The organism is Sphingobium naphthae (assembly GCF_043589935.1).
GTDB lineage: Bacteria > Pseudomonadota > Alphaproteobacteria > Sphingomonadales > Sphingomonadaceae > Sphingobium > Sphingobium naphthae_A.
This window is the reverse complement of sequence record NZ_CP171454.1, coordinates 339,532-361,862: the sequence shown is the minus strand read 5'-3', so window position 1 is coordinate 361,862 and position 22,331 is coordinate 339,532. Positions and strand designations below refer to the sequence as shown.

General features: G+C 64.7%; 22 protein-coding genes and 2 tRNA genes. 13 read left to right on the top strand and 11 right to left on the bottom strand.

Going from position 1 to position 22,331, the window contains the following annotated elements; all coding sequences use genetic code 11:
• The first annotated feature begins 14 nt into the window (after positions 1 to 14).
• The 4 genes from ACGGKE_RS01745 (at position 15) to pth (ending at position 3,271) form a co-directional block, all read left to right on the top strand.
• Entirely contained in the window at positions 15 to 920 is a 906-nt protein-coding gene (locus ACGGKE_RS01745) for a TraB/GumN family protein (protein WP_394439543.1), read from the top strand.
• Between the two features lie 5 nt (positions 921 to 925).
• A complete protein-coding gene (locus ACGGKE_RS01740; RefSeq protein WP_394439541.1) occupies positions 926 to 1,813 on the top strand; it encodes a TraB/GumN family protein in 888 nt (295 codons plus the stop codon).
• A 188-nt stretch (positions 1,814 to 2,001) separates the two neighbouring features.
• Complete coding sequence (locus tag ACGGKE_RS01735; RefSeq protein ID WP_394439539.1) at positions 2,002 to 2,622, top strand: 50S ribosomal protein L25/general stress protein Ctc; 621 nt, start codon at positions 2,002 to 2,004, stop codon at positions 2,620 to 2,622.
• An 82-nt stretch (positions 2,623 to 2,704) separates the two neighbouring features.
• A complete protein-coding gene (gene pth, locus ACGGKE_RS01730) occupies positions 2,705 to 3,271 on the top strand; it encodes an aminoacyl-tRNA hydrolase (protein ID WP_394439537.1) in 567 nt (188 codons plus the stop codon).
• A gap of 133 nt (positions 3,272 to 3,404) precedes the next feature.
• On the opposite strand, the gene ACGGKE_RS01725 is transcribed toward pth, so the two are convergent.
• Together ACGGKE_RS01725 and ACGGKE_RS01720 are read right to left on the bottom strand one after the other, a co-directional pair.
• Positions 3,405 to 3,489: transfer RNA gene (locus tag ACGGKE_RS01725), tRNA-Leu, on the bottom strand.
• A 183-nt stretch (positions 3,490 to 3,672) separates the two neighbouring features.
• A complete protein-coding gene (locus ACGGKE_RS01720) occupies positions 3,673 to 4,290 on the bottom strand; it encodes a flavodoxin family protein (RefSeq protein ID WP_394439535.1) in 618 nt (205 codons plus the stop codon).
• A gap of 196 nt (positions 4,291 to 4,486) precedes the next feature.
• Here ACGGKE_RS01720 and zwf point away from each other — a divergent pair, with 196 nt between their 5' ends.
• The 5 genes from zwf to ACGGKE_RS01695 all read left to right on the top strand — a co-directional run bounded on the left by zwf (position 4,487) and on the right by ACGGKE_RS01695 (position 10,019).
• The gene (zwf, locus tag ACGGKE_RS01715; RefSeq protein ID WP_394439533.1) at positions 4,487 to 5,950 is read left to right on the top strand and encodes a glucose-6-phosphate dehydrogenase; all 1,464 of its coding nucleotides are present in this window, start codon (positions 4,487 to 4,489) and stop codon (positions 5,948 to 5,950) included.
• Positions 5,943 to 7,769 carry a phosphogluconate dehydratase gene (edd, locus tag ACGGKE_RS01710; RefSeq protein ID WP_394439530.1) on the top strand — a complete coding sequence of 609 codons (1,827 nt, stop codon included), beginning with the start codon at positions 5,943 to 5,945 and terminating at the stop codon, positions 7,767 to 7,769. Before zwf ends, edd begins: the two co-directional genes overlap by 8 nt.
• Positions 7,770 to 7,868: 99 nt before the next feature.
• A complete protein-coding gene (glk, locus tag ACGGKE_RS01705) occupies positions 7,869 to 8,843 on the top strand; it encodes a glucokinase (protein WP_394439527.1) in 975 nt (324 codons plus the stop codon).
• A 2-nt stretch (positions 8,844 to 8,845) separates the two neighbouring features.
• Positions 8,846 to 9,466, top strand: a complete 621-nt coding sequence (gene eda / locus ACGGKE_RS01700; protein WP_394439525.1) for a bifunctional 4-hydroxy-2-oxoglutarate aldolase/2-dehydro-3-deoxy-phosphogluconate aldolase — start codon at positions 8,846 to 8,848, stop codon at positions 9,464 to 9,466.
• A 40-nt stretch (positions 9,467 to 9,506) separates the two neighbouring features.
• Entirely contained in the window at positions 9,507 to 10,019 is a 513-nt protein-coding gene (locus tag ACGGKE_RS01695; protein ID WP_394439522.1) for a hypothetical protein, read from the top strand.
• 3 nt (positions 10,020 to 10,022) lie between these two features.
• On the opposite strand, the gene ACGGKE_RS01690 is transcribed toward ACGGKE_RS01695, so the two are convergent.
• Genes ACGGKE_RS01690 through hemB form a run of 3 tightly spaced genes read right to left on the bottom strand, consistent with a single transcriptional unit; the run spans position 10,023 to position 12,137 of the window.
• On the bottom strand, positions 10,023 to 10,601 hold the full coding sequence (locus ACGGKE_RS01690) for a gamma carbonic anhydrase family protein (RefSeq protein ID WP_394439519.1): 579 nt from the start codon (positions 10,599 to 10,601) through the stop codon (positions 10,023 to 10,025).
• Positions 10,598 to 11,149 carry a GNAT family N-acetyltransferase gene (locus ACGGKE_RS01685; RefSeq protein ID WP_394439516.1) on the bottom strand — a complete coding sequence of 184 codons (552 nt, stop codon included), beginning with the start codon at positions 11,147 to 11,149 and terminating at the stop codon, positions 10,598 to 10,600. Before ACGGKE_RS01685 ends, ACGGKE_RS01690 begins: the two co-directional genes overlap by 4 nt.
• Positions 11,142 to 12,137 carry a porphobilinogen synthase gene (gene hemB / locus ACGGKE_RS01680; RefSeq protein WP_394439513.1) on the bottom strand — a complete coding sequence of 332 codons (996 nt, stop codon included), beginning with the start codon at positions 12,135 to 12,137 and terminating at the stop codon, positions 11,142 to 11,144. Before hemB ends, ACGGKE_RS01685 begins: the two co-directional genes overlap by 8 nt.
• Before the next feature lie 93 nt (positions 12,138 to 12,230).
• Between hemB and mtgA the strand changes: the two genes are divergently transcribed.
• Positions 12,231 to 12,926, top strand: coding sequence for a monofunctional biosynthetic peptidoglycan transglycosylase (gene mtgA, locus ACGGKE_RS01675; protein ID WP_394439510.1), 696 nt, complete (start codon positions 12,231 to 12,233; stop codon positions 12,924 to 12,926).
• A 350-nt stretch (positions 12,927 to 13,276) separates the two neighbouring features.
• On the opposite strand, the gene ACGGKE_RS01670 is transcribed toward mtgA, so the two are convergent.
• On the bottom strand, positions 13,277 to 15,817 hold the full coding sequence (locus tag ACGGKE_RS01670) for a TonB-dependent receptor (protein ID WP_394439508.1): 2,541 nt from the start codon (positions 15,815 to 15,817) through the stop codon (positions 13,277 to 13,279).
• Positions 15,818 to 16,019: 202 nt separating this feature from the next.
• Between ACGGKE_RS01670 and ACGGKE_RS01665 the strand changes: the two genes are divergently transcribed.
• Positions 16,020 to 16,220 (top strand): hypothetical protein, encoded by a 201-nt coding sequence (locus tag ACGGKE_RS01665; protein WP_394439505.1) that lies wholly within the window; start codon positions 16,020 to 16,022, stop codon positions 16,218 to 16,220.
• On the opposite strand, the gene clpX is transcribed toward ACGGKE_RS01665, so the two are convergent.
• Together clpX and clpP are read right to left on the bottom strand one after the other, a co-directional pair.
• Positions 16,183 to 17,451: an ATP-dependent Clp protease ATP-binding subunit ClpX gene (clpX, locus tag ACGGKE_RS01660; RefSeq protein WP_394439502.1), complete on the bottom strand. Its 1,269-nt coding sequence runs from the start codon at positions 17,449 to 17,451 to the stop codon at positions 16,183 to 16,185. The two genes, ACGGKE_RS01665 and clpX, sit on opposite strands and share 38 nt — an antisense overlap.
• A gap of 139 nt (positions 17,452 to 17,590) precedes the next feature.
• Positions 17,591 to 18,226: an ATP-dependent Clp endopeptidase proteolytic subunit ClpP gene (gene clpP, locus ACGGKE_RS01655; RefSeq protein ID WP_228166880.1), complete on the bottom strand. Its 636-nt coding sequence runs from the start codon at positions 18,224 to 18,226 to the stop codon at positions 17,591 to 17,593.
• Positions 18,227 to 18,358: 132 nt separating this feature from the next.
• On the opposite strand from clpP, the gene ACGGKE_RS01650 reads away from it, so the two are divergent.
• Complete coding sequence (locus ACGGKE_RS01650) at positions 18,359 to 18,967, top strand: HdeD family acid-resistance protein (protein ID WP_394439499.1); 609 nt, start codon at positions 18,359 to 18,361, stop codon at positions 18,965 to 18,967.
• On the opposite strand, the gene ACGGKE_RS01645 is transcribed toward ACGGKE_RS01650, so the two are convergent.
• The 3 genes from ACGGKE_RS01645 to ACGGKE_RS01635 all read right to left on the bottom strand — a co-directional run bounded on the left by ACGGKE_RS01645 (position 18,952) and on the right by ACGGKE_RS01635 (position 21,830).
• Positions 18,952 to 19,926 (bottom strand): glycosyltransferase family 2 protein, encoded by a 975-nt coding sequence (locus ACGGKE_RS01645; protein ID WP_394439497.1) that lies wholly within the window; start codon positions 19,924 to 19,926, stop codon positions 18,952 to 18,954. The two genes, ACGGKE_RS01650 and ACGGKE_RS01645, sit on opposite strands and share 16 nt — an antisense overlap.
• A gap of 144 nt (positions 19,927 to 20,070) precedes the next feature.
• The gene (tig, locus tag ACGGKE_RS01640) at positions 20,071 to 21,678 is read right to left on the bottom strand and encodes a trigger factor (RefSeq protein ID WP_394439496.1); all 1,608 of its coding nucleotides are present in this window, start codon (positions 21,676 to 21,678) and stop codon (positions 20,071 to 20,073) included.
• A gap of 67 nt (positions 21,679 to 21,745) precedes the next feature.
• Positions 21,746 to 21,830 (bottom strand) — tRNA-Leu (locus tag ACGGKE_RS01635).
• A 134-nt stretch (positions 21,831 to 21,964) separates the two neighbouring features.
• Here ACGGKE_RS01635 and ACGGKE_RS01630 point away from each other — a divergent pair.
• A complete protein-coding gene (locus ACGGKE_RS01630) occupies positions 21,965 to 22,162 on the top strand; it encodes a hypothetical protein (RefSeq protein WP_394439495.1) in 198 nt (65 codons plus the stop codon).
• Positions 22,163 to 22,331 lie beyond the last annotated feature (169 nt).

Sequence of the window (22,331 nt, the reverse complement as noted above, 5' to 3'; positions counted from 1 at the left end):
CGCATGGATGGCCCATGACCATCCTGTCCACCCTGCTGCGCGCCGCCACCGCCGCCCTGCTGCTTGCCGGCGCCGCCGCGCAGGCCCGCCCCGAACCTGCTGCCGCCCCCGCAGCCACCCCTGCCTTGTGGCGCGTGCGCGATGCCGACACCAGCATCTATCTGTTCGGCACCGTTCATGTGATGAAGCCCGACGTCGTCTGGTTCACCGGCAAGGTGAAGGACGCGTTCGACGCATCGGACGAACTGGTGCTGGAAATCATCGAGCCTGACGATCCACGCACGCTCAGCGCCACCATGGCCGGCATGGCGCTTGCCAAGGACGGGGTGAAGCTGACCGATCGCCTGACGCCGCAGGCGCGCACCGCCTATCAGGCGGCGATGCAAGCCAATGGACTGCCCTGGCAGAATTTCGAACTGTTCAATCCCTGGATGCCGGGCATGGCGTTGTCGGTCGCGCCGCTCGCGCGCGCGGGCTTCAGCAATGACCTCGGCGCGGAAAAGGTGCTGCGCGCTGCGGCCGTCGCCGCCGGCAAGAAGGTGGAGGCGCTGGAAAGCATCGAGCAGCAGATCGGCTTCTTCGCCGGCCTGCCGATGGACCAGCAAGTCACCTTCCTCAACGCCACGGTCGATGGCCTGCCCGATCTCGACAAGAGCTTCGACCTGTTGCTGCGCCATTGGAAGGCGGGTGAGCCCGACAAGCTGGCGCGCGAGATGAACGAGTCGCTCGAGGCCACCCCGCAGCTCGCCCGCGTCCTGCTGACGGATCGCAACGCCAATTGGGCGCAGTGGATCAAGGCGCGGCTCGACCGTCCGGGGACCGTCTTCGTCGCCGTCGGCGCGGGGCACCTTGCGGGATCGGGCAGCGTCCAGGACCAGCTCAAGGCTCTCGGGCTCCAGGTCGACCGGGTGAAGAAATGACCGCCATGGCCCGCCTCTTCCTCCACCTCCTGGCATTCTGCACGCTCGGCCTGACCGCCGCCTGCGACCGGGCGCCCGCGCCTCAGCCCGAAGCGCAGGGCGGCCCCGCCTTATGGCGGGTGGAGCGCGGCGCCTTCAAGGGCTGGCTGTTCGGCACCATCCACGTCCTCCCCAGCGGCGTCGCCTGGGACACGCCCCCGATCCGCAACGCCATGGCGCAGGCTGACCGGCTCATCCTCGAAGCCGCCGACCTGCAGGATGAGGAAAAGACGCTGGGCATCTTCGAGGCTATGGGCCGCAGCCCCGCCTTGCCCCCGCTGGAACAGCGCGTGCCAACCAAGGAGCGCGCGGCGCTGCTCAAGGCCGTGCGCGACGGCGGCACCTCGACGCAGCTCCTGTCGGGTTATGAAAGCTGGGCCGCCGCCATGCTCCTGTCCGCCGCCAGCCAGCAGGCGCTGCACGTCAGCCAGGATGACGGTGTCGAGCCCGCACTGATCGCCGCTTTCAAAAAGGCGGGCAAGCCGATCGGCGGGCTGGAGACAGTGGAACGCCAGTTCCGCGCCTTCGACACGCTGCCCGAAGCGGCGCAGGCCAGGCTGCTGGTGCAGACCGTCCACGAAGCCGACGGCATGAAGGCGCTCTACGACCGCATCCTCACCGCCTGGCTGAAGGGCGACATTGCCGCCATCGCCAGGGAGGATGAAAGAGGCGAGCAGCCCGATCCGGTGGTCGAGGAGGCGGTGCTGGTCGCGCGCAACCGCGACTGGGCCCGGGCGATCGAACCGATGCGCGGGCAGCCCTTCATCGCCGTGGGCGCGGGCCATCTCACCGGTCGCGACAATCTGATCGACCTGCTGAAGGATCGGGGCTTCACGATCACGCGGGTGCAATGATCGGCCCCACACCGTCCTCTTGTCGACATGCCGCGCATCTGTCGCTTTCGCTGTCGGCTTGTTTCGCCGCCGCGCCTGATCGCCGCCCTTGCCTTTCTGCCCTTTTCTGCTAAAGGGCCGCCTTCCCGCGATGGTCATCCCTGGAGGCGTGGCGGGAATTTGTGCAATCAAGCTTTTGGAGACACGCAATGAGCGAGCAGCTTACGCTGTCGGCCGAGGCACGCGATCGGGCAGGCAAGGGAGCCTCCCGCGCTCTCCGCCGAGAGGGCCGCGTACCCGCCGTCATCTATGGTAACAATGAAGAACCCCAGTCGATCCACGTCGAGGAAAAGCTCCTCAACAAGCTGCTCGGCACCGGCCACTTCTTCAATTCGGTCGTCATGGTCGAGGTGAACGGCAAGGCCGTGCGCACCCTGCCCAAGGATGTCGCTTTCCATCCCGTGACCGACCGTCCGCTGCACGCCGACTTCCTGCGCGTTTCGGAACATGCCACCGTCAACGTCAACGTGCCGGTGCGCTTCGAAAATGAAGACGCTTCGCCGGGCCTGAAGAAGGGCGGCGTCCTCAACGTCGTGCGTCACGAGATCGAACTGATCGTCGACGCCGCCGACATCCCCGAAGATGTCGTGGTCGACCTCAAGGGCTTCGAAGTGGGCGATTCGATCCACATCAGCTCGGTCACCCTGCCCAAGGGCGCGAAGACCGCGATCGACGACCGCGATTTCACCATCGCCACCATCGTCGCGCCGTCCTCGCTCAAGAGCGCCGAAGGCGACACGACCAAGGAAGGCGAGGCGGAAGCCGAATAAGGCTTTTGCCGGCCTTCAGGCTGGAAAAAAACATCCCGTCCGCCTACCCGGCGGGCGGGATTTTTCGTTGGGAGCAAGAGACATGCAGATCTGGGCGGGCCTGGGCAATCCGGGGCCCCAATATGCGATGCACCGGCACAATGTCGGCTTCATGGCGGTCGACCTGCTCGCCGACATGTACCGTTTTTCCGCCCCGCGAAAGCAGTTCCAAGGCTGGGTGCAGGACGGCCGGATCGGCAATGACAAGGTCCTGCTGCTGAAACCCGCCACATTCATGAACGAAAGCGGCCGATCGATTGGCGACGCCATGCGCTTCTACAAGCTTGGGCCGCAGGATGTGACCGTCTTCCACGACGAACTCGACCTCGCCCCGATGAAGGTCAAGGTCAAGCGCGGCGGCGGCAATGCCGGCCATAACGGCCTGCGCTCGACCGATGCGCATATCGGCAACGACTTCCGCCGCGTGCGGCTCGGCATCGGCCACCCCGGGCACAAGGACAAGGTCCATGGCTATGTGCTCGGCAATTACGCCAAGAGCGAACTCGACGCGCTGGCCGACATGCTGGGCGCGATCGGCGCGGAAGCCCCGTGGCTGGCCGCGGGCGACGACCCCCGCTTCATGAACGAAGTCGCGCTGCGCCAGGCTTGAAAAGGGCGGCAGGGCTGCTGATCGCCGCCGCCTGCCGGAAGGAGGGGATGTCGACGAGCGCCACGGTTGGGGTGGGAAAACCTGTTGAGGACGACATCGCGGATCATGCCAAGCAATGTCCGATGTCAAACTATGGTGCGGGTGGTCGGGCTCGAACCGACACTCCTTTCGGAACCGGATTTTGAGTCCGGCGCGTCTACCAATTTCACCACACCCGCGTGGCGGCCGGATCAGCGGACATGGGTCCCGCGATACCGCGCCTGTCCGACCGGATGCGCTGCACGAGGCAGCGCCGCCCGAGCCGGGATCGCCAGATGGCAAAATCCGACGCAGCCGTCCAGCCGAAAAACGAACCCGCCACAGGCCGGCGCTTGCTTCAGACCGGGCCGCTACCGCGCTCTTCAACCTTCGCCATGGCCGGGATAAGGTCCGGACTTCAGCAATCGCGCCAAATGGGTGGCGTTCCCCGCCACCATCTTGGCGGTCTTCGCGACCATTTCCGGGGTCTCGTCCAAATCCTTGAAATCCGTTGATCCCATCGCTTCGCCCACCCAGTAGCAGGCGGCAACAGCGGGAATCGTCCAGCCCACATCGTTCAACGCCTGGAAAATCTGGGCCGAAGCGAAATGCGCACCGTCCTCATTGCCGACGATCGCTGCAACCGCGACCTTGGAATAGCTGGGCATCCGCCCCTGCGCATCGGTTTCGGACAGGAAGGCGTCCATTCGCTCGAGCGCGCGCTTGGCGACGCTGCCCGCCTGGCCCATCCAGATCGGCGTGCCCAGGATCAAAATGTCCGCAGCGAGGATCTTCTCGCGAATGGCGGGCCATTCGTCCCCCTCCCCTTCGTCCGAAGTCACGCCGGCCGGCACATCATGGGCGGCAAGGCGAATCGTGTCCGCCACCTCCACATCCAGCGCCCGAAATTCCTGCGCCAGCACCGCGATCATCGCATCGGTGGAACTGGCCTTCGACGCGTCGCGCTTGAGCGTGCAGTTGAGCGGCTGGACCTTGAGCATCTGTCTCTCCTGTGGGCAGTGTCTGGCGGAAAGCGCGGCGACGCTCGCGAAGTTCCGGAACAATCGCCCCTGCCAAAGGGTCCTGATGTTGCGACGCTTGCCTTGGGGCGTTAGCCTTCTTGCGTAACGATCCGCGCTCGGTATAAGGGCGCCATCGTGCAGACATGACAATCACCAAACGGAGAAGGATCATCCTTTGACCGAACCGTCTGCCACGTTCCTGCTGTTCGGCGCCACCGGCGATCTCGCCCGGCGCATGATCTTCCCATCGCTCTATAATCTCCTCGCCGACGGCCTGCTCCCGGACGATTTCCTGATCGTCGCGTCGGGACGGTCGGAGATGTCGGACGCGGCCTTCCGCGACGAAGTCTGCGCCGCCCTGCGGCAGTTCCTGCCCGCCGATCGCTATGAAGAGCAGGTCGCGGCGCGGTTCAGCGCCATGATCTGCTACCAGCCCGTGGAAGCGGGCAAGCCGGAACAGTTCGCCGCCCTTGCCGACCGGATCGACGGCCGGCTGGAGCGCGGCCTGTCCGTCTATCTCTCGACCCCGCCGTCCCTGTTCGCGCCCACCGCCCAAGGCCTGGCCGAGGCCGGGCTGATCGCGCCCACCACCCGCATCGCAATGGAAAAGCCGATCGGCAAGGATCTCGCCTCGTCGCGACAGGTGAATGACGGGATCGGCGCGCTGTTCGCCGAAGATCAGATTTTCCGCGTCGATCATTATCTCGGCAAGGAAACGGTGCAGAACCTGCTGGCGCTGCGCTTTGGCAACGTCATGTTCGAGCCGCTGTGGAACACGGCCGCGATCGACCATGTCCAGATCACCGTCGGGGAAACGGTCGGCCTGGAAGGACGCGTATCCTATTATGATGGGGTCGGGGCGCTGCGCGACATGGTGCAGAACCATATCCTCCAGATCCTGTCCATCATCACCATGGAGCCGCCCGCCCGGATGGACCCTACGGCCGTGCGCGACGAGAAGGTCAAGGTGCTGCGATCGCTCCGCCCGATGACCGCCGAGACGGTCAAGACCAACAGCGTGCGCGGCCAATATACGCCAGGCGCGGTCCAGGGGGAGATCGTCACGGGCTATGCCGACGAGCTGGGCCAGCCTTCCGACACCGAGACGTTCGTCGCGCTCAAGGCCTATATCGACAATTGGCGCTGGCAGGGCGTGCCCTTCTACCTGCGGACGGGCAAGCGCATGCCGGCGCGCCAGTCCGAAATCCTGATCCAGTTCAAGCCCGTGCGCCATTCCATCTTCTGGCGCGCGGGGCATGGCACGGGACTGGAGCCGAACACGCTCATCATCCGCCTGCAGCCGGAGGAATATATCCGCCTGCTCATCATGAGCAAAAGGCCGGGGCTCGAACGCCAGGTGCATCTGGAGGAAGTGACGCTCGACGTATCGCTGACCGCCGCCTTCGCGGGGCAGCGCCGCCGCATCGCTTATGAACGACTGATCCTGGACTTGCTGGCGGGGGACCAGACCCTCTTCGTCCGGCGGGACGAGGTGGAAGCGCAATGGACCTGGATCGACAGCATTATCGATGGATGGAAGGAGGCCAATATGAAGGTCGCCCCCTATAGCTCGGGGAACTGGGGCCCGTCCTCGGCCATTGCCCTGATCGAACGCGACGGAGCAAGCTGGCATGACTGATCTTCACCCCACCATCGCCAAGGTGACCGAGCGCATCGTCCAGCGCAGCGCCGCCAGCCGGCTCAAATATCTCGACCTGATCGAAAGAGGGCGCGACGCCGGGACCAACCGGGCGCAACTGTCCTGCGGCAATCTGGCCCATGGCTTTGCGGCAAGCGGCGAGGACAAGCCGGTCATCCGCACCGGCAACGCGATGAACATCGGCATCGTCACGGCTTACAACGACATGCTGTCGGCGCACCAGCCCTATGGACGCTATCCTGAGCAGATCAAGATCGCTGCGCGCGAAGTCGGTGCAACCGCGCAGGTCGCCGGCGGCGTGCCGGCCATGTGCGACGGCGTGACGCAGGGACAGGCGGGCATGGACCTGTCCCTCTTCAGCCGCGATACCATCGCCCTCGGCACGGCCATCGCGCTGTCGCATGCGATGTTCGAAGGCGCGCTGCTGCTCGGCATCTGCGACAAGATTGTGCCCGGGCTTCTGATCGGCGCGCTGCGCTTCGGCCATCTGCCGACCATCCTCGTTCCCGCCGGTCCGATGCCCTCGGGCCTCGCCAACAAGGAGAAGGTGCGCATTCGCCAGCTCTATGCCGAAGGCAAGGTCGGACGCGACGAACTGCTGGAATCCGAAAGCGCCTCCTATCATGGCGCGGGCACTTGCACCTTCTATGGAACGGCGAACAGCAACCAGATGATGATGGAGATGATGGGCTTGCACATGCCTGCCGCCTCTTTCGTCAATCCGGGCACCAAGCTGCGCACCGAACTCACGCGCGCGGCGACGCACCGGCTGGCGCAGATCGGCTGGGATGGCGAGGATTATCGCCCGCTCGGCCACTGTGTCGATGAAAAGGCGATCGTCAACGCGATCATCGGCCTCATGGCGACCGGGGGATCGACCAATCACGCGATCCACTTGCCCGCGATCGCGCGTGCGGCCGGCATTCAGATCGACTGGACCGATTTCGCCGAAATCTCCGACGCGGTGCCGCTGCTGGCGCGAGTCTATCCCAACGGATCGGGCGATGTGAACCATTTCCATGCCGCCGGCGGGATCAGCTTCGTCATTCGCGAACTGCTCGATGCCGGGTTGCTGCACCGCGACGTCATGACCGTCGCGCGCCAGGACCTCACCGACTATGGCAAGGAACCCGTGCTGGAGGATGAGGCGCTGGTGTGGAAGGACGTGCCCGCCTCGCGTGACGAGGCGATGCTGCGTCCCGCCGCCAACCCCTTCCAGCCCGATGGCGGCATGAAGTTGCTCCAGGGCAATCTCGGCCGCTGCGTCATGAAGGTGAGCGCCGTCGACCGGGAGCGCTGGACCATCGAAGCGCCCGCCGCCGTCTTCCAGGACCAGGACGATGTGCTCCGCGCCTTCAAGGCGGGCGAACTGGAGCGCGATGTCGTGGTCGTTGTCCGCTTCCAGGGTCCGCGCGCCAACGGCATGCCGGAATTGCACAAGCTGACCCCGGCGCTCGGCGTGCTGCAGGATCGCGGCTTCAAGGTCGCGCTGCTGACCGATGGGCGCATGTCCGGCGCGAGCGGCAAGGTGCCGGCCGCGATCCATCTGTCGCCTGAAGCGTTGGGCGGTGGTCCGATCGGCAAGCTGCGCGACGGCGATCTGGTCAGAGTCTGCGCGCAAACCGGGACGGTCGATGCGCTGGTCGATCCGGCGGAATGGGGGGCGCGCGATCAGCCCGCCGCCCCGCCTCCGCCCTACGACACGGGTCGCGAACTGTTTGCCCTGTTCCGCCATCATAGCGACCTTGCCGAACAGGGCGCCTCGCCGCTCCTGGCGGCGATGGAAAGCGAATTGTAACGATCAAATTCCCGTTCGGCTGAACTCGTCGAAGCCTGCTGTTCTGCAAGGAAGATCAGCGCGTTGACGAAACTCAGGGCGGACGGCCGGAGAGTGGACATGACCGATATCATTGCCGCCGACATCGGCGGCACCAACGCCCGCTTCGCGCGCGCCTCGCTTGATGCGAAGGGCGTGCCGACGCTCGGCACCGTGCGGAAATATAAGGTCGAGGATTATCCCAGCCTGACGGCCTGCTGGGCGGCCTTCGCCGCCGACGAGAAGAAGGATGGCTCGGGCGACTTGCCGAATGCTGCATCCATCGCTTTCGCCACCGCGATCGGGCGGGACGTTATCAAGCTCACCAACAGCAATTGGGTGATACGCGCGGATACGCTGGCGGTCGACCTTGGCATGCGCACCGTGCGGCTGGTCAATGATTTCGAGGCGGTGGCTTTTGCCGTGTCGCGCCTGCCGCAGGAAAATCTGCCGCTGCTGTTTGGCGAGGACAAGCCCTTTCCCTATGATGGCGGCGTCACCGTCATGGGACCGGGCACCGGCCTTGGCGTGGCGATGATCGCCTTCGACAATGGCGATCCGCATGTCGTCGCGACCGAAGGCGGCCATCTCGACTTCGCGCCGCTCGATCATATGGAGGAGAGGATCCTCTCCTATCTGCGCGACAAATTCCTGCGCGTGTCGACCGAGCGGATCGTGTCGGGGCCGGGGCTCAACAATATCTACAAGGCGATGGCCACCATCGGCCATGAGCGCGTGGTGCTGATGGAAGATCCCGAATTGTGGCAGGCGGCGCTGGAGGGGACCGACGATTTCGCCCGCCGCGCGCTCGAACGCTTCTGCCTCTGCTACGGATCGGTGGCGGGGGATTTGGCGCTGGCCCACGGGCCCCATGGCGTCGTGCTGGCCGGCGGCCTTACCCAGCGGATGCGCGACTTTCTGCCGCAGAGCGGATTCCACGCGCGTTTCAAGGCGAAGGGCCGGTTCGAAAGCCTGATGGCGACCGTTCCGATCCGCTGCGCCATCCATGACGAAATCGGGCTGTTCGGCGCCGCCGCAGCTTTCAGGGAGAAATGAGAATGAGCAGCCTGACCGTCGAACAAGTGATGGACCTGGCGCCGGTGATCCCGGTGCTGGTGGTCGAGCGAGTCGAAGACGCGCTGCCGATCGCGCAGGCGCTCGTGAAGGGTGGTCTGCCCGCGCTTGAAGTCACGCTTCGCACGCCAGCGGCGCTCGACGTCATTCGCGAGATGGCGAAGGTCGAGGGCGCGGTCGTGGGCGCGGGCACCGTGCTGAACCCGGCACAACTCGACGCCGCGATGGAGGCGGGCGCGCGCTTCATCGTCAGCCCCGGGCTTACCGAGCCGCTGGGGAAGGCGGCGATCGCGGCGGGCATCCCCTTCCTGCCCGGCACCGCTACGGCGGGCGATATCATGCGCGGCATGGACATGGGGCTGTCGCACTTCAAATTCTTCCCCGCCGAAACCTCGGGCGGCCTGCCAGCACTCAAGGCCTTGGCGGCGCCGCTCCACACCGCCCGCTTCTGCCCCACCGGCGGCATCACCGCGCAGAGCGCGCCCGAATGGCTGGCTCAGCCCTTCATCAAGTGCGTCGGCGGCAGCTGGGTCGTGCCCAAGGGGGCCGCCGATCCCGCGAAGATCGAGGCGCTGGCGCGGGAGGCGGCGGCGCTGCCGCGCTGAGGCGGTTGCGTCGGCCGGGCGGCCCGCCTAGATGCATATCATGACACCGAGACGCCTGTTCGCCGCCCTTGCCCTGATCCTGTCGGGCTGCGCCAGCGCGCCGCAAAACTATCCCTCGCTCGCCAAGCGACCGATCGAAAGCGCGCCGGTGGCGGACGTCGCCCAGCCCCCGGCGCCGCAGCCTGCCGATGCGGCGCTGTCGGCCGAGATCGCGCGCCATGTCGAACAGGCCGACAAGGGCGCGGCCGCGTTCGACGCCGCCTATGCCAGGGCCGAGCGCGCCGTCAGCGCGGCGGCGCGCGCGGGCGTGTCGAGCGACGCGTGGGTCAGCGCCCAGGTCGCGATCAGCACGCTTGAATCCGCGCGCAACGACAGCGTATCGGCGCTCGCCAGCCTCGACACCCTCTATGTCCAGCGCAGCAACGAGGTGGCCGATGGCAAGGCCGCGGGTGGCCTCCAGGACATCGACGCGGCCCGCAGCGCGGCGCTGGCGCTGGTCGACCAGCAGAATGACCGGATCGACGCGCTGAAAACCCGCCTGCCCCAGCCCTGACGCTCACGCATAGGCGGCCTTGACCGCGCCCTTGTGCGCCTTGGCATTGTGCACATAATGGTCGACGCCTTCGCGCATGTCGATCAGCGCCTCGTCGGAAAGGTCGCGCATATATTTGGCCGGTCGCCCCGCCCAGAGCTGGCGGTGCGCCAGCGTCTTGCCCGATGTCAGCATGGCCCCCGCGGCCAGCATGGCATCGCTTTCCACCGTGCAGCCGCTCATGACGATCGCCCCCAGCCCGACAAAGGCGCGGTCGTGCAGCACGCAGCCATGGATCATGGCCATATGGCCGATCAGCACGTCTTCGCCGATGATCGTGGGCCAGCCGTCCGCCGGTCGCCCGTCCGCGCGATCGCCGGCGCTGTCGCAATGCACCACCGTGCCGTCCTGGATGTTGGTGCGCGCGCCGATCCGCACATGGTTCACATCGCCCCGGATCACGCAATTATACCAGATGCTGGCATCCTCGCCGATCTCCACATCCCCCACGATCCGGCATCCCGGCGCGATGAAGGCGCTGGGGTGGATCAGCGGCGTCTTGCCGTTGAACGGTATGATGCTGGCTTCGGGATGGACGGTCATGCCGGTTGCTCCAGTGCGTAGGTGATGTGTCGGCGCAAGGGGTGGCCAGGCGGGAGGTCGGGATGGTCGAAATCCATGTCCGATCGCCGCTGCATGCCCAGGGCGGTCATCAGGCCCCGGGAGGCGCTGTTCTGAGGAACGGTATAGGCGATCAGCCGGCGGTCGAGCGGACGATGCTGCCGGCACCAGTGCATCGCCGCGGCGGCGGCTTCCCTGGCATAGCCCTTGCCCCAATGCGAGGAGGCGAGCCGCCAGCCCAGTTCCAGTTCGCCATGGATGCGCGTTCCGACATGCCGCCCGCGCCGCGGACCGCAAAATCCGACGATCGCTCCGTCGGCCTTGTCTTCCATGATCCAGAAGCAATGGCCATGATCGGCCTGGCTCTGCCGCATGGCGGCGCACAGACGCGCATAATGTTCGAGCGGCTGGCGGCCGCCCAGCCAGCGGGTGACTTCATCGGTATCCAGCGCTCGCCTGAAGGGTTCGGCGTCGCGCGCGCGCCAGGCGCGCAGCCACAGCCTCTCCGTCTCCAGGCGGAATTCAGCCATGCAACAGCCGCGCCGCATGCAGCGCATGATAGGTGAGGACGCCCGAACAGCCCGCCCGCTTGAACGCCATCAGCGTTTCCAGGATCAGCGCGTCGCGATCCCCCGCGCCGGCCGCGGCGGCATGTTCGATCATCGCATATTCGCCAGACACCTGATAGGCGAACACCGGAACGGCGAAGCGGTCGCGCACCCGCGCCACGATGTCGAGATAAGGCAGGCCCGGCTTCACCATGACGCTGTCGGCGCCCTCGGCCAGGTCGAGCGCCACTTCGCGCAGCGCTTCCTCGCCATTGGCCGGGTCCATCTGATAGTTCTTCTTGTCCCCCTTCAGCAGCCCACGCGATCCCACGGCGTCGCGAAAGGGGCCGTAGAAGGCGCTGGCATATTTGGCGGCATAGGCCATGATCTGCACATTGGCGTGGCCGGTTTCCTCCAGCGCTTCGCGGATCGCGCCGACGCGGCCGTCCATCATATCGCTGGGCGCGATGATGTCGGCGCCGGCCGCCGCCTGATTGAGCGACTGGCCGATCAGCACGTCGACCGTGGCGTCGTTGACGACATAGCCGTCCGGGTCGAGCAATCCGTCCTGGCCATGCACGGTATAGGGATCGAGCGCGACGTCGGTCAGCACGCCAATGTCTGGCACGGCGTCCTTGACCGCGCGGATTGCGCGGCACATCAGATTGTCGGGGTTGAGCGCTTCGGCGCCATCGTCGCTGCGCCGGTCCGCCTGCGTGTTGGGGAAGAGGGCGAGGCAGGGAATGCCCGCATCGCGCGCTTCCCCCGCGCGATCGACGATGCGGTCCACCGACCAGCGCGACACGCCGGGCAAGGCGCCGATCGGTTCCTCCACCCCTTCCCCTTCGGTGACGAACAGAGGCCAGATGAAGTCACTGGCCGACAGGCGGTTTTCGGCGTGCATCGCGCGGCTCCACGCGGACGCGCGGGTGCGGCGCAGGCGCAGCGCCGGATAAGGGGCATAGGTCATGACGCGGGTGTAGGCTCGCGGGGATGCACGATCAAGCGGGGTGGCGCGGCTTGCGCTTGAACGCTGGCGCGACGGCGCGCTAACGTCGCGGCCATGAACGCCAGACCCGCCTCCTCTCGCCGCCGCTCGCGCTGGATCATGATCCCGCTGCGCATCCTGCTGGGCTTCATCCTGTTGTCGCTGCTGCTGGTCACGCTGTACCGCTTCGTACCGCCGCCCGTAACGATAACGATGCTGCTCGACGCCAACGGCATCACCAAGGACTGGACCAACCTGGACGCGATCGACCCCGACATGGCGCGCGCGGCGATCGCGGCGGAGGACGGCAAATTCTGCAGCCATCACGGCTTCGATGTCGACGCCATCGCCAAGGCGGCGATGCATAATGCCAGCGGAGGGCGCATCCGCGGCGGATCGACCATCAGCCAGCAGACGGCGAAGAATGTCTTCCTGTGGCAGGGCGGCGGGTTCGTGCGCAAGGGGCTGGAAGCCTGGTTCACGGTGCTGATCGAGGCGATCTGGGGCAAGCGGCGGATCATGGAAGTCTATCTGAACGTCGCGGAGACCGGCATCGGCACCTATGGGGTGCAGGCCGGCGCAATTCGCTATTTCCGCCATGGCGCGGACCGGCTGAGCCGGGCAGAGGCGGCGCGGATCGCTGCTGTCCTGCCATTGCCCAAGAAGCGCGCGGCGGTGGCGCCGAGCGGTTTCACGCGCCGCTATGGCAACAGCATCGCGGCGCGAATCGGCGTGGTGCAGCGAGACGGGCTGGACGCCTGCGTCCGGTAGGATCGGCACCGGGCAAAGTTCACAGTGTCGTCGGCCTTTTTTGGCCCGAAGCGACCGGAAGGCGACCGCGAAGCGACCGGAACGCGACACCGAAGCGACAACAGCGCGCCAGCCATTGCCACACCGCGCGAAGGTCTTGTCGCTTCGCCGCGCAGGGCAGCGCAGCGGCGTGGCGACCGAAAAAGAACGGTGAGGCGGCTGGTTCATCCGACAGGATAGATCAGACGAAATCCTATTTGGCCAGCCCCAGGACGCACCGCACCACGCCACAGCAATGGCACCCCCCAGGCCAAAGAAAAAGGGCGGGGATTGCGCCCCGCCCTTTCCTTGTCCGGTCTGATCGACGCGGATCAGAAGCTGACGTGCAGCGAACCCGAAACCGCGCGCGGCGAGCCGATCTGGACGAAGCTGGGGCTGCCATAAGCGCCGGTGCTCAAGGTGACAGACTGGTTGAGGCCGCCGCCGAACCCGCCGACATAGAATTTGTCGAACAGGTTGCTGACGTTGAGCTGGAACCAGGTGTTTTCAGCACCCCAACGCGCCAGCGAGAAGCGGGCATCAAGATCGACCAGCGTGTAGGCGGGAGCAGCGCGACCATAGATTTCAACCGGCGCGGCGGTGGTGCCGCGATAGGTCGGCAGGTTCGTGTCATACACATAGCGCTTGCCGGTCCGCTTGGCCTGAACGCCGATGGTGACGCCTTCGAAGTTCACTTCGCCCCGCGCGCCGAGCGTGTAGACAGGAGCGCCGCTTTCGCGCTTGCCAGCCGTGGGCGCATAGACGGTTTCGCCGTTGACGACGCCGATCGCGATATCATCCTTGATCTTCGACTTCAGGTAGGAGCCGAAGGCATAGAGGGTGAAATATTCGATCGGCGTGTAGCTGATGCTGCCGTCGATGCCGTACTTCTCGACCTTGCCGAGGTTGCGGTAGACGCTCGCGTTCAGTTCCGGGTCGTAGGACGAAGCCAGGCGGTCCTCATAGTTGGTGTACCACAAGGACATCTGCGCCTGCAGACGCGATGTCGTGTAGCGTGCGCCGAGGTCGAAGCTGTCGGTGGTTTCCGGAGCCGGATTGGCGCCCTCTTCGCCCCGCGCGAAGTAGAAGGCGTTATACAGAGAGTCGGTGCCGGGCACCGACAGGCCCTTCGAATAGTTCCAGAACACCGACGCTTCGGGCGTGAACTTGTAGTTCAGACCGATGCTGGGGAGCAGCTTGTCATATTTGTAGGTCCGTTCACCCGCCGGCGACCAGGCGGGACGCAGCGTGGTGATATTGCCAGGGATGGCGACGCCGGTGCCGAAGCACTCGACGAAGCCCGAGGCGCTGGAGGTCATGCAGTTGTTGTCGAGCTTGCGCTTGAAGAAGGGGGCGCGCAGGCCGGCCTGAACCGTCAGGGCTTCATCCATGAACTCGCCCAGATATTCCGCCGACACCTGATGCAGGATGGCGTAGGACAGGCGGTCGCGCTTTTGCAGGACATTGCCGTTCACGTCGAGCTGCGGATCATCAACCGGGAAGACGTCCAGCGCCTCGCCGGTGCGACCGAGCAGGCCGACCTGACCAGTCTGACGGTGACGGCCATGGTCGAAGGTGTAGGCGACGCGAACACGCTGCGTGTCGCTGATGTCATAGCGCAGCGAGCTGATCACGGCGAAACGGTGGGTCTGCGTCTGGCTGGGCGCCAAGACATTGACCTGATCGAGAATATCGCCGTCGCCGTTGATGTCGCGACCGAAATAAGGAGAACCCCCGAAGTAGCCGGTAACGTTGGTGACGCCAGTTCCGGCATCCAAGTCATAAAAGCCTTCGCGCGCGGTGGCGGTGCCGCCGCCGTTCGCCTTCACATATTGATAGCTGGGATCGACCGTCAGGATCAGGTTGTCCGCCAGAGTGAAGCGCGAATTGATACGGATGTTGCCGGTGTTCGACGGGTTGAAGCGATAGTCGAACACGGTGCCGCAGCTGCCCGCCGCGTCGGCGACGCCGGCGACGCCGGTGGGCACGGTGCAAGGCGCAAGCGTGTAGAAACGCTCATCCTTGGTGATCGGGAAACGGTTGGACGAATTGGGCCCAACTACGCGACCTCCGTCGGTGTCGGTGCGCAGCGGCAGCGAGCCGAAGAAATTGTTGCGGTTGGCGTTCCAGTGACCGGCGATCGACACGAAGTCACCGTTGCTGCCGATCGGCTGATAGATCTTCGCATTATACTGCTGCTTGTCGATCTGGCCGAAATTGTTGAACACATTGTCGTTGCGCGTCGTCGAGGCCGAGAACCAAGCCTTGGTACCGAAGGGCGTGAACACGCCGGTTTCGACCAGCCCGAACAGGCGGAAGAAGTCATAGTCGCCGGCGGCGCCGACCATCGTGACCTTGAAGTCGTCCGATCCGTTCATGGAACGGTAATTGACCGTGCCACCCGAAGCGGCCGCGGTCGGGCTGTCAACGTCGGTCGAACCGAGATTGACGTTGATTTCCTCGATCAGTTCGGGGTCGAGCTGCTGGTTGGAATAGATGGCGTAGTTGCCGGTGTCGTTGAGCGGCATGCCGTCAAACGTCAGCGAAACGCGATCGGGACCGAAGCCGCGAATGTTGAGCGTGCCGCCAGCCGAACCATAAGGGTCGTTATTCTGGAAGCTGACGCCCGGGATCAGGTTGATCGCGTTGAGGATCGTGTTGCCCGAACCCTGCTTCGCGATGATTTCCTGCGTCAGGACGCCCTTCGCCTTGGTCGTGTCCGGCAGGACCACGCCGCCGACACCATCGTTGGCGCGTGCGCCGGTGACGACGATCGTGTCCTCGAAATCCTGCGAACCGGTCGACTGCGCGAACGCAGCGCCGGGGATGGCGACGGCGATGACTGCCGCGCTGCCCATGAGAAACTGTTTCATCTGACCCTTGTCCCTTTCCAAGAGTGGCGCGAACGCGCTCACCTAGTCCTGCTCTTTCGAAGCCGGAGCCGCCGTGGCGGCAACTGGCGACGCCCCTGTGATGCCGGCATTGCACTTTTGTTACAGCGCATCATCAGGATTGTCACAATCCCCCCGCCCGCGAGGCTCATCGCCCCGCCGGCAGCGCGCCTATGGGTGTAATATGTTGAAATTTCATGACGATATGTCTGCCCGGACATCGTCTCAGACACTGGTGCAATTTTGCAACGCAGCGGGAATTTTTGTGCGGCGCGGTGCCGATACAGAAAAAGCCGGCGATCGCTCGCCGGCTTTTGCCATTTCAGGTCAGGATCGACTGATCGAAATCAGGCGGCGTCGTCGGCGCGCTTCTTGGTTTCGCTGAAGACGCGAATCGGCTCCTTGGTGCCGGCAACGACATCCTTGTCGACCACGACCTCGCCCACGCCCTGCATCGAGGGAAGATCGAACATCGTGTCGAGCAGGATCGATTCCAGGATAGACCGCAGGCCGCGCGCGCCGGTCTTGCGCTCGATCGCCTTCTTCGCAATGGCGGTCAGCGCGTCGTCGGTGAAGCTGAGTTCGACATTTTCCATGTCGAACAACTTGGCATATTGCTTCACCAGCGCGTTCTTCGGCTCGACCAGAATCTTGACCAGCGCGGTCACGTCCAGATCCTCCAGCGTCGCGATGACGGGCAGACGGCCGACAAATTCGGGGATGAGTCCGAACTTCAGCAAATCCTCCGGCTCGCTCTGCCGCAGCAGTTCGCCGGTCTTGCGCTCCTCGGGCGCGGCGACATGGGCGCCGAAGCCGATCGACTTGGCTTCCAGACGGTCGCCGATGATCTTTTCCAGGCCCGCAAAGGCGCCGCCGCAGATGAACAGGATGTTGGTCGTGTCGACCTGCAGGAACTCCTGCTGCGGATGCTTGCGCCCACCCTGCGGCGGGACCGAGGCGGTGGTGCCCTCCATGAGCTTGAGCAGCGCCTGCTGCACGCCCTCGCCCGACACGTCGCGCGTGATGGACGGGTTTTCGGCCTTGCGGCTGATCTTGTCGATCTCGTCGATATAGACGATGCCGCGCTGCGCTTTTTCGACATTATAGTCGGACGCCTGCAGCAGCTTGAGGATGATGTTTTCCACATCCTCGCCGACATAGCCCGCCTCGGTCAGCGTCGTGGCGTCGGCCATGGTGAAGGGCACGTCGAACGTCTTCGCCAGCGTCTGCGCCAGCAGCGTCTTGCCGCAACCGGTCGGGCCGACGAGCAGGATGTTCGACTTGGCAAGCTCCACCTCGCCCGGCTTGGAGCCATGGTTGAGGCGCTTGTAATGATTGTGGACCGCGACCGAGAGCACGCGCTTGGCGCGGTTCTGGCCGATCACATAATCGTCGAGCACGTCGCAGATTTCCTGCGGGGTCGGCACGCCGCCATCCTTTCGACCGACGAGACCGCCCTTGGTCTCCTCGCGGATGATGTCGTTGCACAATTCCACGCATTCATCGCAGATGAAGACGGTCGGACCCGCGATCAGCTTGCGCACCTCATGCTGCGACTTGCCGCAGAAGGAGCAGTACAGCGTGCTTTTCGAGTCCGAACCGGTAAGCTTAGTCATTCGCCATTCTCTCTTCCCCCCCGGATGATGATCACCAGATCCGCGCCGGCGAGGGATTTTCTGGTCCAAAGGCTATCCTAGCCTGCGGCGCGCCCGTTCCACAAGGGGAGAAAATGGCGCGCCGCGGTAAAGATAGTCTTTAAGCCTCGGTTGTGTCGGCAGCCTGCGGGCGCCGGTCGAACACTTCGTCGACCAGCCCGAAGGCCTTGGCCTCGTCCGCTTCAAGGAAGGTGTCGCGATCCATCGCCCGCTCCACCGCTTCCAGCGTCTGGCCAGTATATTTGACGTAGAGATCGTTCAGGCGGCGCCGAATGCGCAGGATTTCCTTCGCCTGGATCTCGATATCGGACGCCATGCCCTGCGCCCCGCCCGACGGCTGGTGCACCATGATGCGGGCGTTCGACAGGGCGATGCGCTTGCCCGGTTCGCCGGCGGCGAGCAGGAAGCTGCCCATCGAGGCGGCCTGGCCGATGCACACGGTGCCGACCTGCGGCCGGATATATTTCATCGTGTCATGGATCGCCATGCCGGACGTCACCACCCCGCCGGGCGAGTTGATGTACATCCAGATGTCCTTCTTCGGGTTTTCCGATTCCAGGAACAACAGCTGCGCCACGATCAGCGAGGCCATATGGTCTTCGACCTGCCCGGTGACGAAGATGATCCGTTCCCGCAGCAGCCGCGAATAAATGTCGAAGCTGCGTTCGCCGCGGTTCGACTGTTCGATGACGATGGGGACCAGCGCGGCCATGGGGTCGGACATGATATCGGTCATTTTGCTCTTTTCCGGGTAGTTGCTTTTTGCCCGGTCCCTACATCGGCACAAAAAGCGGCGGGTTCAAGGGGGAACCATCGCGCGGCTGGTCTATTGATCGGCCAGCGACCGACGCATGGAGGAAAAAGCCGCGTGACCGACCAAGCCCCGCCATCCGCCACCATTTCCGACCGGCCCTGGCCCTATGCGTCGCGGTGGAAGGCGCTGCTGGCGCGCGGCGTCATCGCCGTCCTGCTCGGTATCGTGGCGATGCTTTACCCATTCAGCGCGCTGATCGCCTTCACCATGATGTTCGCCGTCTATGCCTTTGTCGATGGCGTCTTTTCTATAGTCGCCGCGATCCGGCGCGCAGGCGAAGGCGGCCACTGGATCGCCATGCTGCTGCGCGGCCTGCTGGGCATCGCAGTGGGCATAGTGTTCGTGGCGATGCCGCTGACCGCGACGGTCAGCTATGCGCTCATCACCCTGTTCTTTCTGGCCGGCTGGGCAATCCTGTCGGGGGTGCTGGAGATTGTCGCGGCCATTCGCCTGCGCGACGAGATAGAGGGCGAATGGCTGCTTGCCGCCAACGGCCTCATCACCCTGGCGCTGGGCATCGGCATCATCTTCCTGTTCACGGCCAATCCGGTGGTCAGCATTCTGTCCATGGGCTGGGCAATTGGCGCCTATGCCCTGTTGTCGGGGATATTGCTCATCATCCTCGCCCTGCGCCTGCGCCGCCGCGTTCAGGGCCGGGCATAATCGGCGGGCGCGCGGAAGGCGAGATAGGCGAGCCGCCGCACCTCGCGCCGGCCGCGCACCACCGTGTCGAGGATGAGGCCGCACATCGCCGATAGCGTGGCCAGGATCATGAGGCCCGTCACCAGTATCGCCGTCGGAAAACGCGGCACCAGCCCGGTTTCGATGTAGGTGACGATCAGCGGCACGGCGAGGCCCAGTCCCAGCAGCGCCAGCAGCGCGGCGATCACTCCGAAGAACACCACCGGCCGCTCGATCCGATACAAGGTGATGATGGTGCGCAGGATGCGGAAGCCGTCGCGATAGGTGCTGAGCTTGCTGACCGATCCTTCGGGACGAGCGCCATAGGCAGTGACCACTTCCGCCACGGGCATGGCGAGTTCGAGCGCGTGGACCGAAATCTCGGTCTCGATCTCGAAGCCGGCGGACAGCACCGGGAAGCTCTTGACGAAACGCCGCGAAAAGACGCGATAACCCGAAAGAATGTCGGTGAAGCTGCGGCCGAACAGTTGCTTGAGCAAGGTCGTGAGCGCCCAGTTCCCGAAGCGGTGGCCCCGGCGATAGGCGGCCTCCACCTCATCGCGGCGGCTGCCGACGACCATGTCGAGATTATCCTCCAGCATGGCCCCGACCATGCGCGGCGCGGCGGCGGCTTCGTAGGTCGCGTCGCCATCGGCCATAACATAGATGTCGGCATCTATGTCCGCGAACATGCGGCGCACGACATGGCCCTTGCCCTGCTGGCTCACGCGCCGGACGATCGCGCCGGCGGCGGCGGCGAGCTCACGACTGCCGTCGCTGCTGTTATTGTCGAAGACATAGATGTCGGCATGCGGCAGCGCGCGGCGGAAATCCTCCACCGTCTGCACGATCGCTCCGGCTTCATTATAACAGGGCAGGATGACGGCGATGCGCGGAGCGGCCGCGCCCGTTTCGCTATTCACTGCGGGAAATTCCTTCATCGCCTCTCATGTCCTGCCTCATGCGTGCGACATGCATGGCGCATCGTGGTTAAGATTTCATCTGCCATGCCGCCCCCGAAATGAAAAGCGCCCGCGCTTCCCTTGAAGGAAGCGGGGCGCCTGTTCATCTGAGGTCAGAGGGCCTTATTCGGCCTTGGCGGCGGCCTTTTTCGGAGCAGCCTTCTTCTTGGGCTTTTCCTCGGCCGCGGCGTCGGCCTCTACGGCCTCGTCCTTCTTGGCCGCTGCCTTCTTGGCGGCAGGCTTCTTGGCCGGCGCGTCTTCGGCGGCCGGCGCAGCGCCGGCTTCCGCCTCTGCGGGTTCGGCAGCCTTCTTCTTGGGCGCAGCCTTTTTGGCCTTGGGCTTTTCGTCATGATCATGGTCATGGCCGCAGTCGGGGCCATGGACATGCGGCTTGATGTCGCCATCTTCCGCCTCGATCGCGGCTTCCAGCTCTTCGCGGGTCACGGCGCGATCAGTGATCTCCGCCTTTTCGAACAGGAAGTCGACGACCTTGTCCTCATAGAGAGGCGCGCGCAGCTGGGCCGCGGCCATCGGATCCTGGCGGACATATTGCACGAAGCGCTCGCGGTCCTGCGGGCTGTACTGCTGCGCAGCCTGCATGATCAGGCGATTCATTTCCTGGTCGGAGACGGTCACACCATTGGCCTGGCCGATTTCCGAGAGCAGCAGGCCCAGGCGGACGCGACGCACGGCGATGGCGCGATAATCGTCCTTCTCGGCTTCCATTTCCTTGAGGGCCGCTTCGGGATCTTCCTCATGGCTGGCTTCGTGCTGCAACTGCTGCCAGATCTGGTTGAATTCGGCTTCCACCATGCTGGGCGGCACGTCGAAATCATGGTTGGCGGCCAGCTGGTCGAGCAGCTTGCGCTTCATGTGCGTGCGCGTGAGGCCGTTATGCTCCTGCTCGATCTGGCCCTTGAGCAGCTCATTGAGCTTGTCGAGGCTTTCCAGGCCCAGCGACTTGGCGAAATCATCGTCCACCTTGGGCTTGTCGCCGTTCAGCACCGACTTGACGGTGACATCGAAGGTCGCCGCCTTGCCCGCCAGATGCTCCGCGCCATAATCGTCGGGGAAAGTGACGTCGATCGTCTTTTCCTCGCCCTTCTTGACGCCGGTCAGCTGATCCTCGAAGCCGGGGATGAACTGGCCCGAACCCAGCTTCAGGCGGATGTCCTGGGCGCTGCCGCCCTCGAACGCTTCGCCATCGACCTTGCCAACGAAGTCGATGACGAGCGTGTCGCCCTCGGCCGCTGCATGATCGTCGCCATGCTCTTCCAGAGCGCCCTGCTGGCTGGCGATGCGGCCAGCGGCTTCGGCGACCTTGTCATCAGCGACGTCGACGGTCAGGCGCTCAAGCTTGAGACCCTCGATGCTGGGCGCCTCGATCTCGGGCAGCACTTCCAGCTCGACCTTCACTTCGGCGTCCTTGCCGAATTCGAAGCCTTCATCCAGCTCGACCGAAGGCTGCATCGCGGGGCGCAGCTTCTGGTCGGCGATCAGCTTCTGGATGCTTTCCTGGATGCTGTTGTTGAGGGCGTCGCGCTGCAGCGATTCACCATGCATCTTCTTCACGAGGTTGGCCGGCACCTTGCCGGGGCGGAAGCCGGGCATGCGCACCTGCGGCGCGATCGCCTTCACTTCCTTTTCGACGCGGGCGTCGATATCCTTCGACGTGATGGTCACGGTGTAGGCGCGCTTAAGGCCCTCGTTCAACGTCTCGACAGTCTGCATCTCTTCTCTCAAACGCTTTCTTCAGCTGAATTTCGGTGGCGCCTGCAATGGCCTGGACCTGGCGCACTGGTGCGGGCGAAGGGACTCGAACCCCCACATCTTGCGATACCAGAACCTAAATCTGGCGCGTCTACCAGTTTCGCCACGCCCGCATCGGTCGCCGGTCGGCGCGGCATAGAGAAAAGCGCGAGCAGAGGCAAGCTATAGTCGGACGGCCGAGGAACTGGCCGATCGTCCCATGCGTAACAGCCAGGAGAGCGGAACAGAAAAAGACAAGGAGAGCCTCATGGCCACGCAACCCGATACCGCGCCCGACGGCGTGCCCCCGCCCGATCGGATCAACCCGCAGTCGCCCGACGAGATGCCCGCGCCCGACCGCCCGGCGGAGACTCCGATGACAGAGCCCGACGAGATCACCCCCGTCGGCCCCGACTATGACCAGCCCGACAGCGCCCCGACCGAAATGCCGCCGCCGCCGGACTGAAGCGGCCGCCATAAACTGTGCGCCGCGCGCCACATATCGACAATAAATTTACATAGGCGTGGAACTTTCGGGTCGATCGTTAAAAAATGCCTCCACTTCGGGTGGACAGCCCCCTGCATCCATGATTGAACTATGACAGATAAAAGAAAGTGGGAGAGGCGCGGCTGAC

Bases quoted from the DNA above. Each gene is read 5' to 3' on its own strand.
- ACGGKE_RS01740 (WP_394439541.1), top strand. From the start codon at position 926: ATGGCCCGCCTCTTCCTCCACCTCCTGGCATTCTGCACGCTCGGCCTG.
- ACGGKE_RS01695 (WP_394439522.1), top strand. From the start codon at position 9,507: ATGACACCGAGACGCCTGTTCGCCGCCCTTGCCCTGATCCTGTCGGGC.
- glk (WP_394439527.1), top strand. From the start codon at position 7,869: ATGACCGATATCATTGCCGCCGACATCGGCGGCACCAACGCCCGCTTC.
- mtgA (WP_394439510.1), top strand. From the start codon at position 12,231: ATGAACGCCAGACCCGCCTCCTCTCGCCGCCGCTCGCGCTGGATCATG.
- pth (WP_394439537.1), top strand. From the start codon at position 2,705: ATGCAGATCTGGGCGGGCCTGGGCAATCCGGGGCCCCAATATGCGATG.
- ACGGKE_RS01735 (WP_394439539.1), top strand. From the start codon at position 2,002: ATGAGCGAGCAGCTTACGCTGTCGGCCGAGGCACGCGATCGGGCAGGC.
- ACGGKE_RS01690 (WP_394439519.1), bottom strand. From the start codon at position 10,601: ATGACCGTCCATCCCGAAGCCAGCATCATACCGTTCAACGGCAAGACG.
- ACGGKE_RS01685 (WP_394439516.1), bottom strand. From the start codon at position 11,149: ATGGCTGAATTCCGCCTGGAGACGGAGAGGCTGTGGCTGCGCGCCTGG.
- ACGGKE_RS01670 (WP_394439508.1), bottom strand. From the start codon at position 15,817: ATGAAACAGTTTCTCATGGGCAGCGCGGCAGTCATCGCCGTCGCCATC.
- ACGGKE_RS01665 (WP_394439505.1), top strand. From the start codon at position 16,020: ATGTTGAAATTTCATGACGATATGTCTGCCCGGACATCGTCTCAGACA.
- hemB (WP_394439513.1), bottom strand. From the start codon at position 12,137: ATGACCTATGCCCCTTATCCGGCGCTGCGCCTGCGCCGCACCCGCGCG.
- ACGGKE_RS01630 (WP_394439495.1), top strand. From the start codon at position 21,965: ATGGCCACGCAACCCGATACCGCGCCCGACGGCGTGCCCCCGCCCGAT.
- ACGGKE_RS01745 (WP_394439543.1), top strand. From the start codon at position 15: ATGACCATCCTGTCCACCCTGCTGCGCGCCGCCACCGCCGCCCTGCTG.
- ACGGKE_RS01720 (WP_394439535.1), bottom strand. From the start codon at position 4,290: ATGCTCAAGGTCCAGCCGCTCAACTGCACGCTCAAGCGCGACGCGTCG.
- clpP (WP_228166880.1), bottom strand. From the start codon at position 18,226: ATGACCGATATCATGTCCGACCCCATGGCCGCGCTGGTCCCCATCGTC.
- tig (WP_394439496.1), bottom strand. From the start codon at position 21,678: ATGCAGACTGTCGAGACGTTGAACGAGGGCCTTAAGCGCGCCTACACC.
- eda (WP_394439525.1), top strand. From the start codon at position 8,846: ATGAGCAGCCTGACCGTCGAACAAGTGATGGACCTGGCGCCGGTGATC.
- ACGGKE_RS01645 (WP_394439497.1), bottom strand. From the start codon at position 19,926: ATGAAGGAATTTCCCGCAGTGAATAGCGAAACGGGCGCGGCCGCTCCG.
- clpX (WP_394439502.1), bottom strand. From the start codon at position 17,451: ATGACTAAGCTTACCGGTTCGGACTCGAAAAGCACGCTGTACTGCTCC.
- edd (WP_394439530.1), top strand. From the start codon at position 5,943: ATGACTGATCTTCACCCCACCATCGCCAAGGTGACCGAGCGCATCGTC.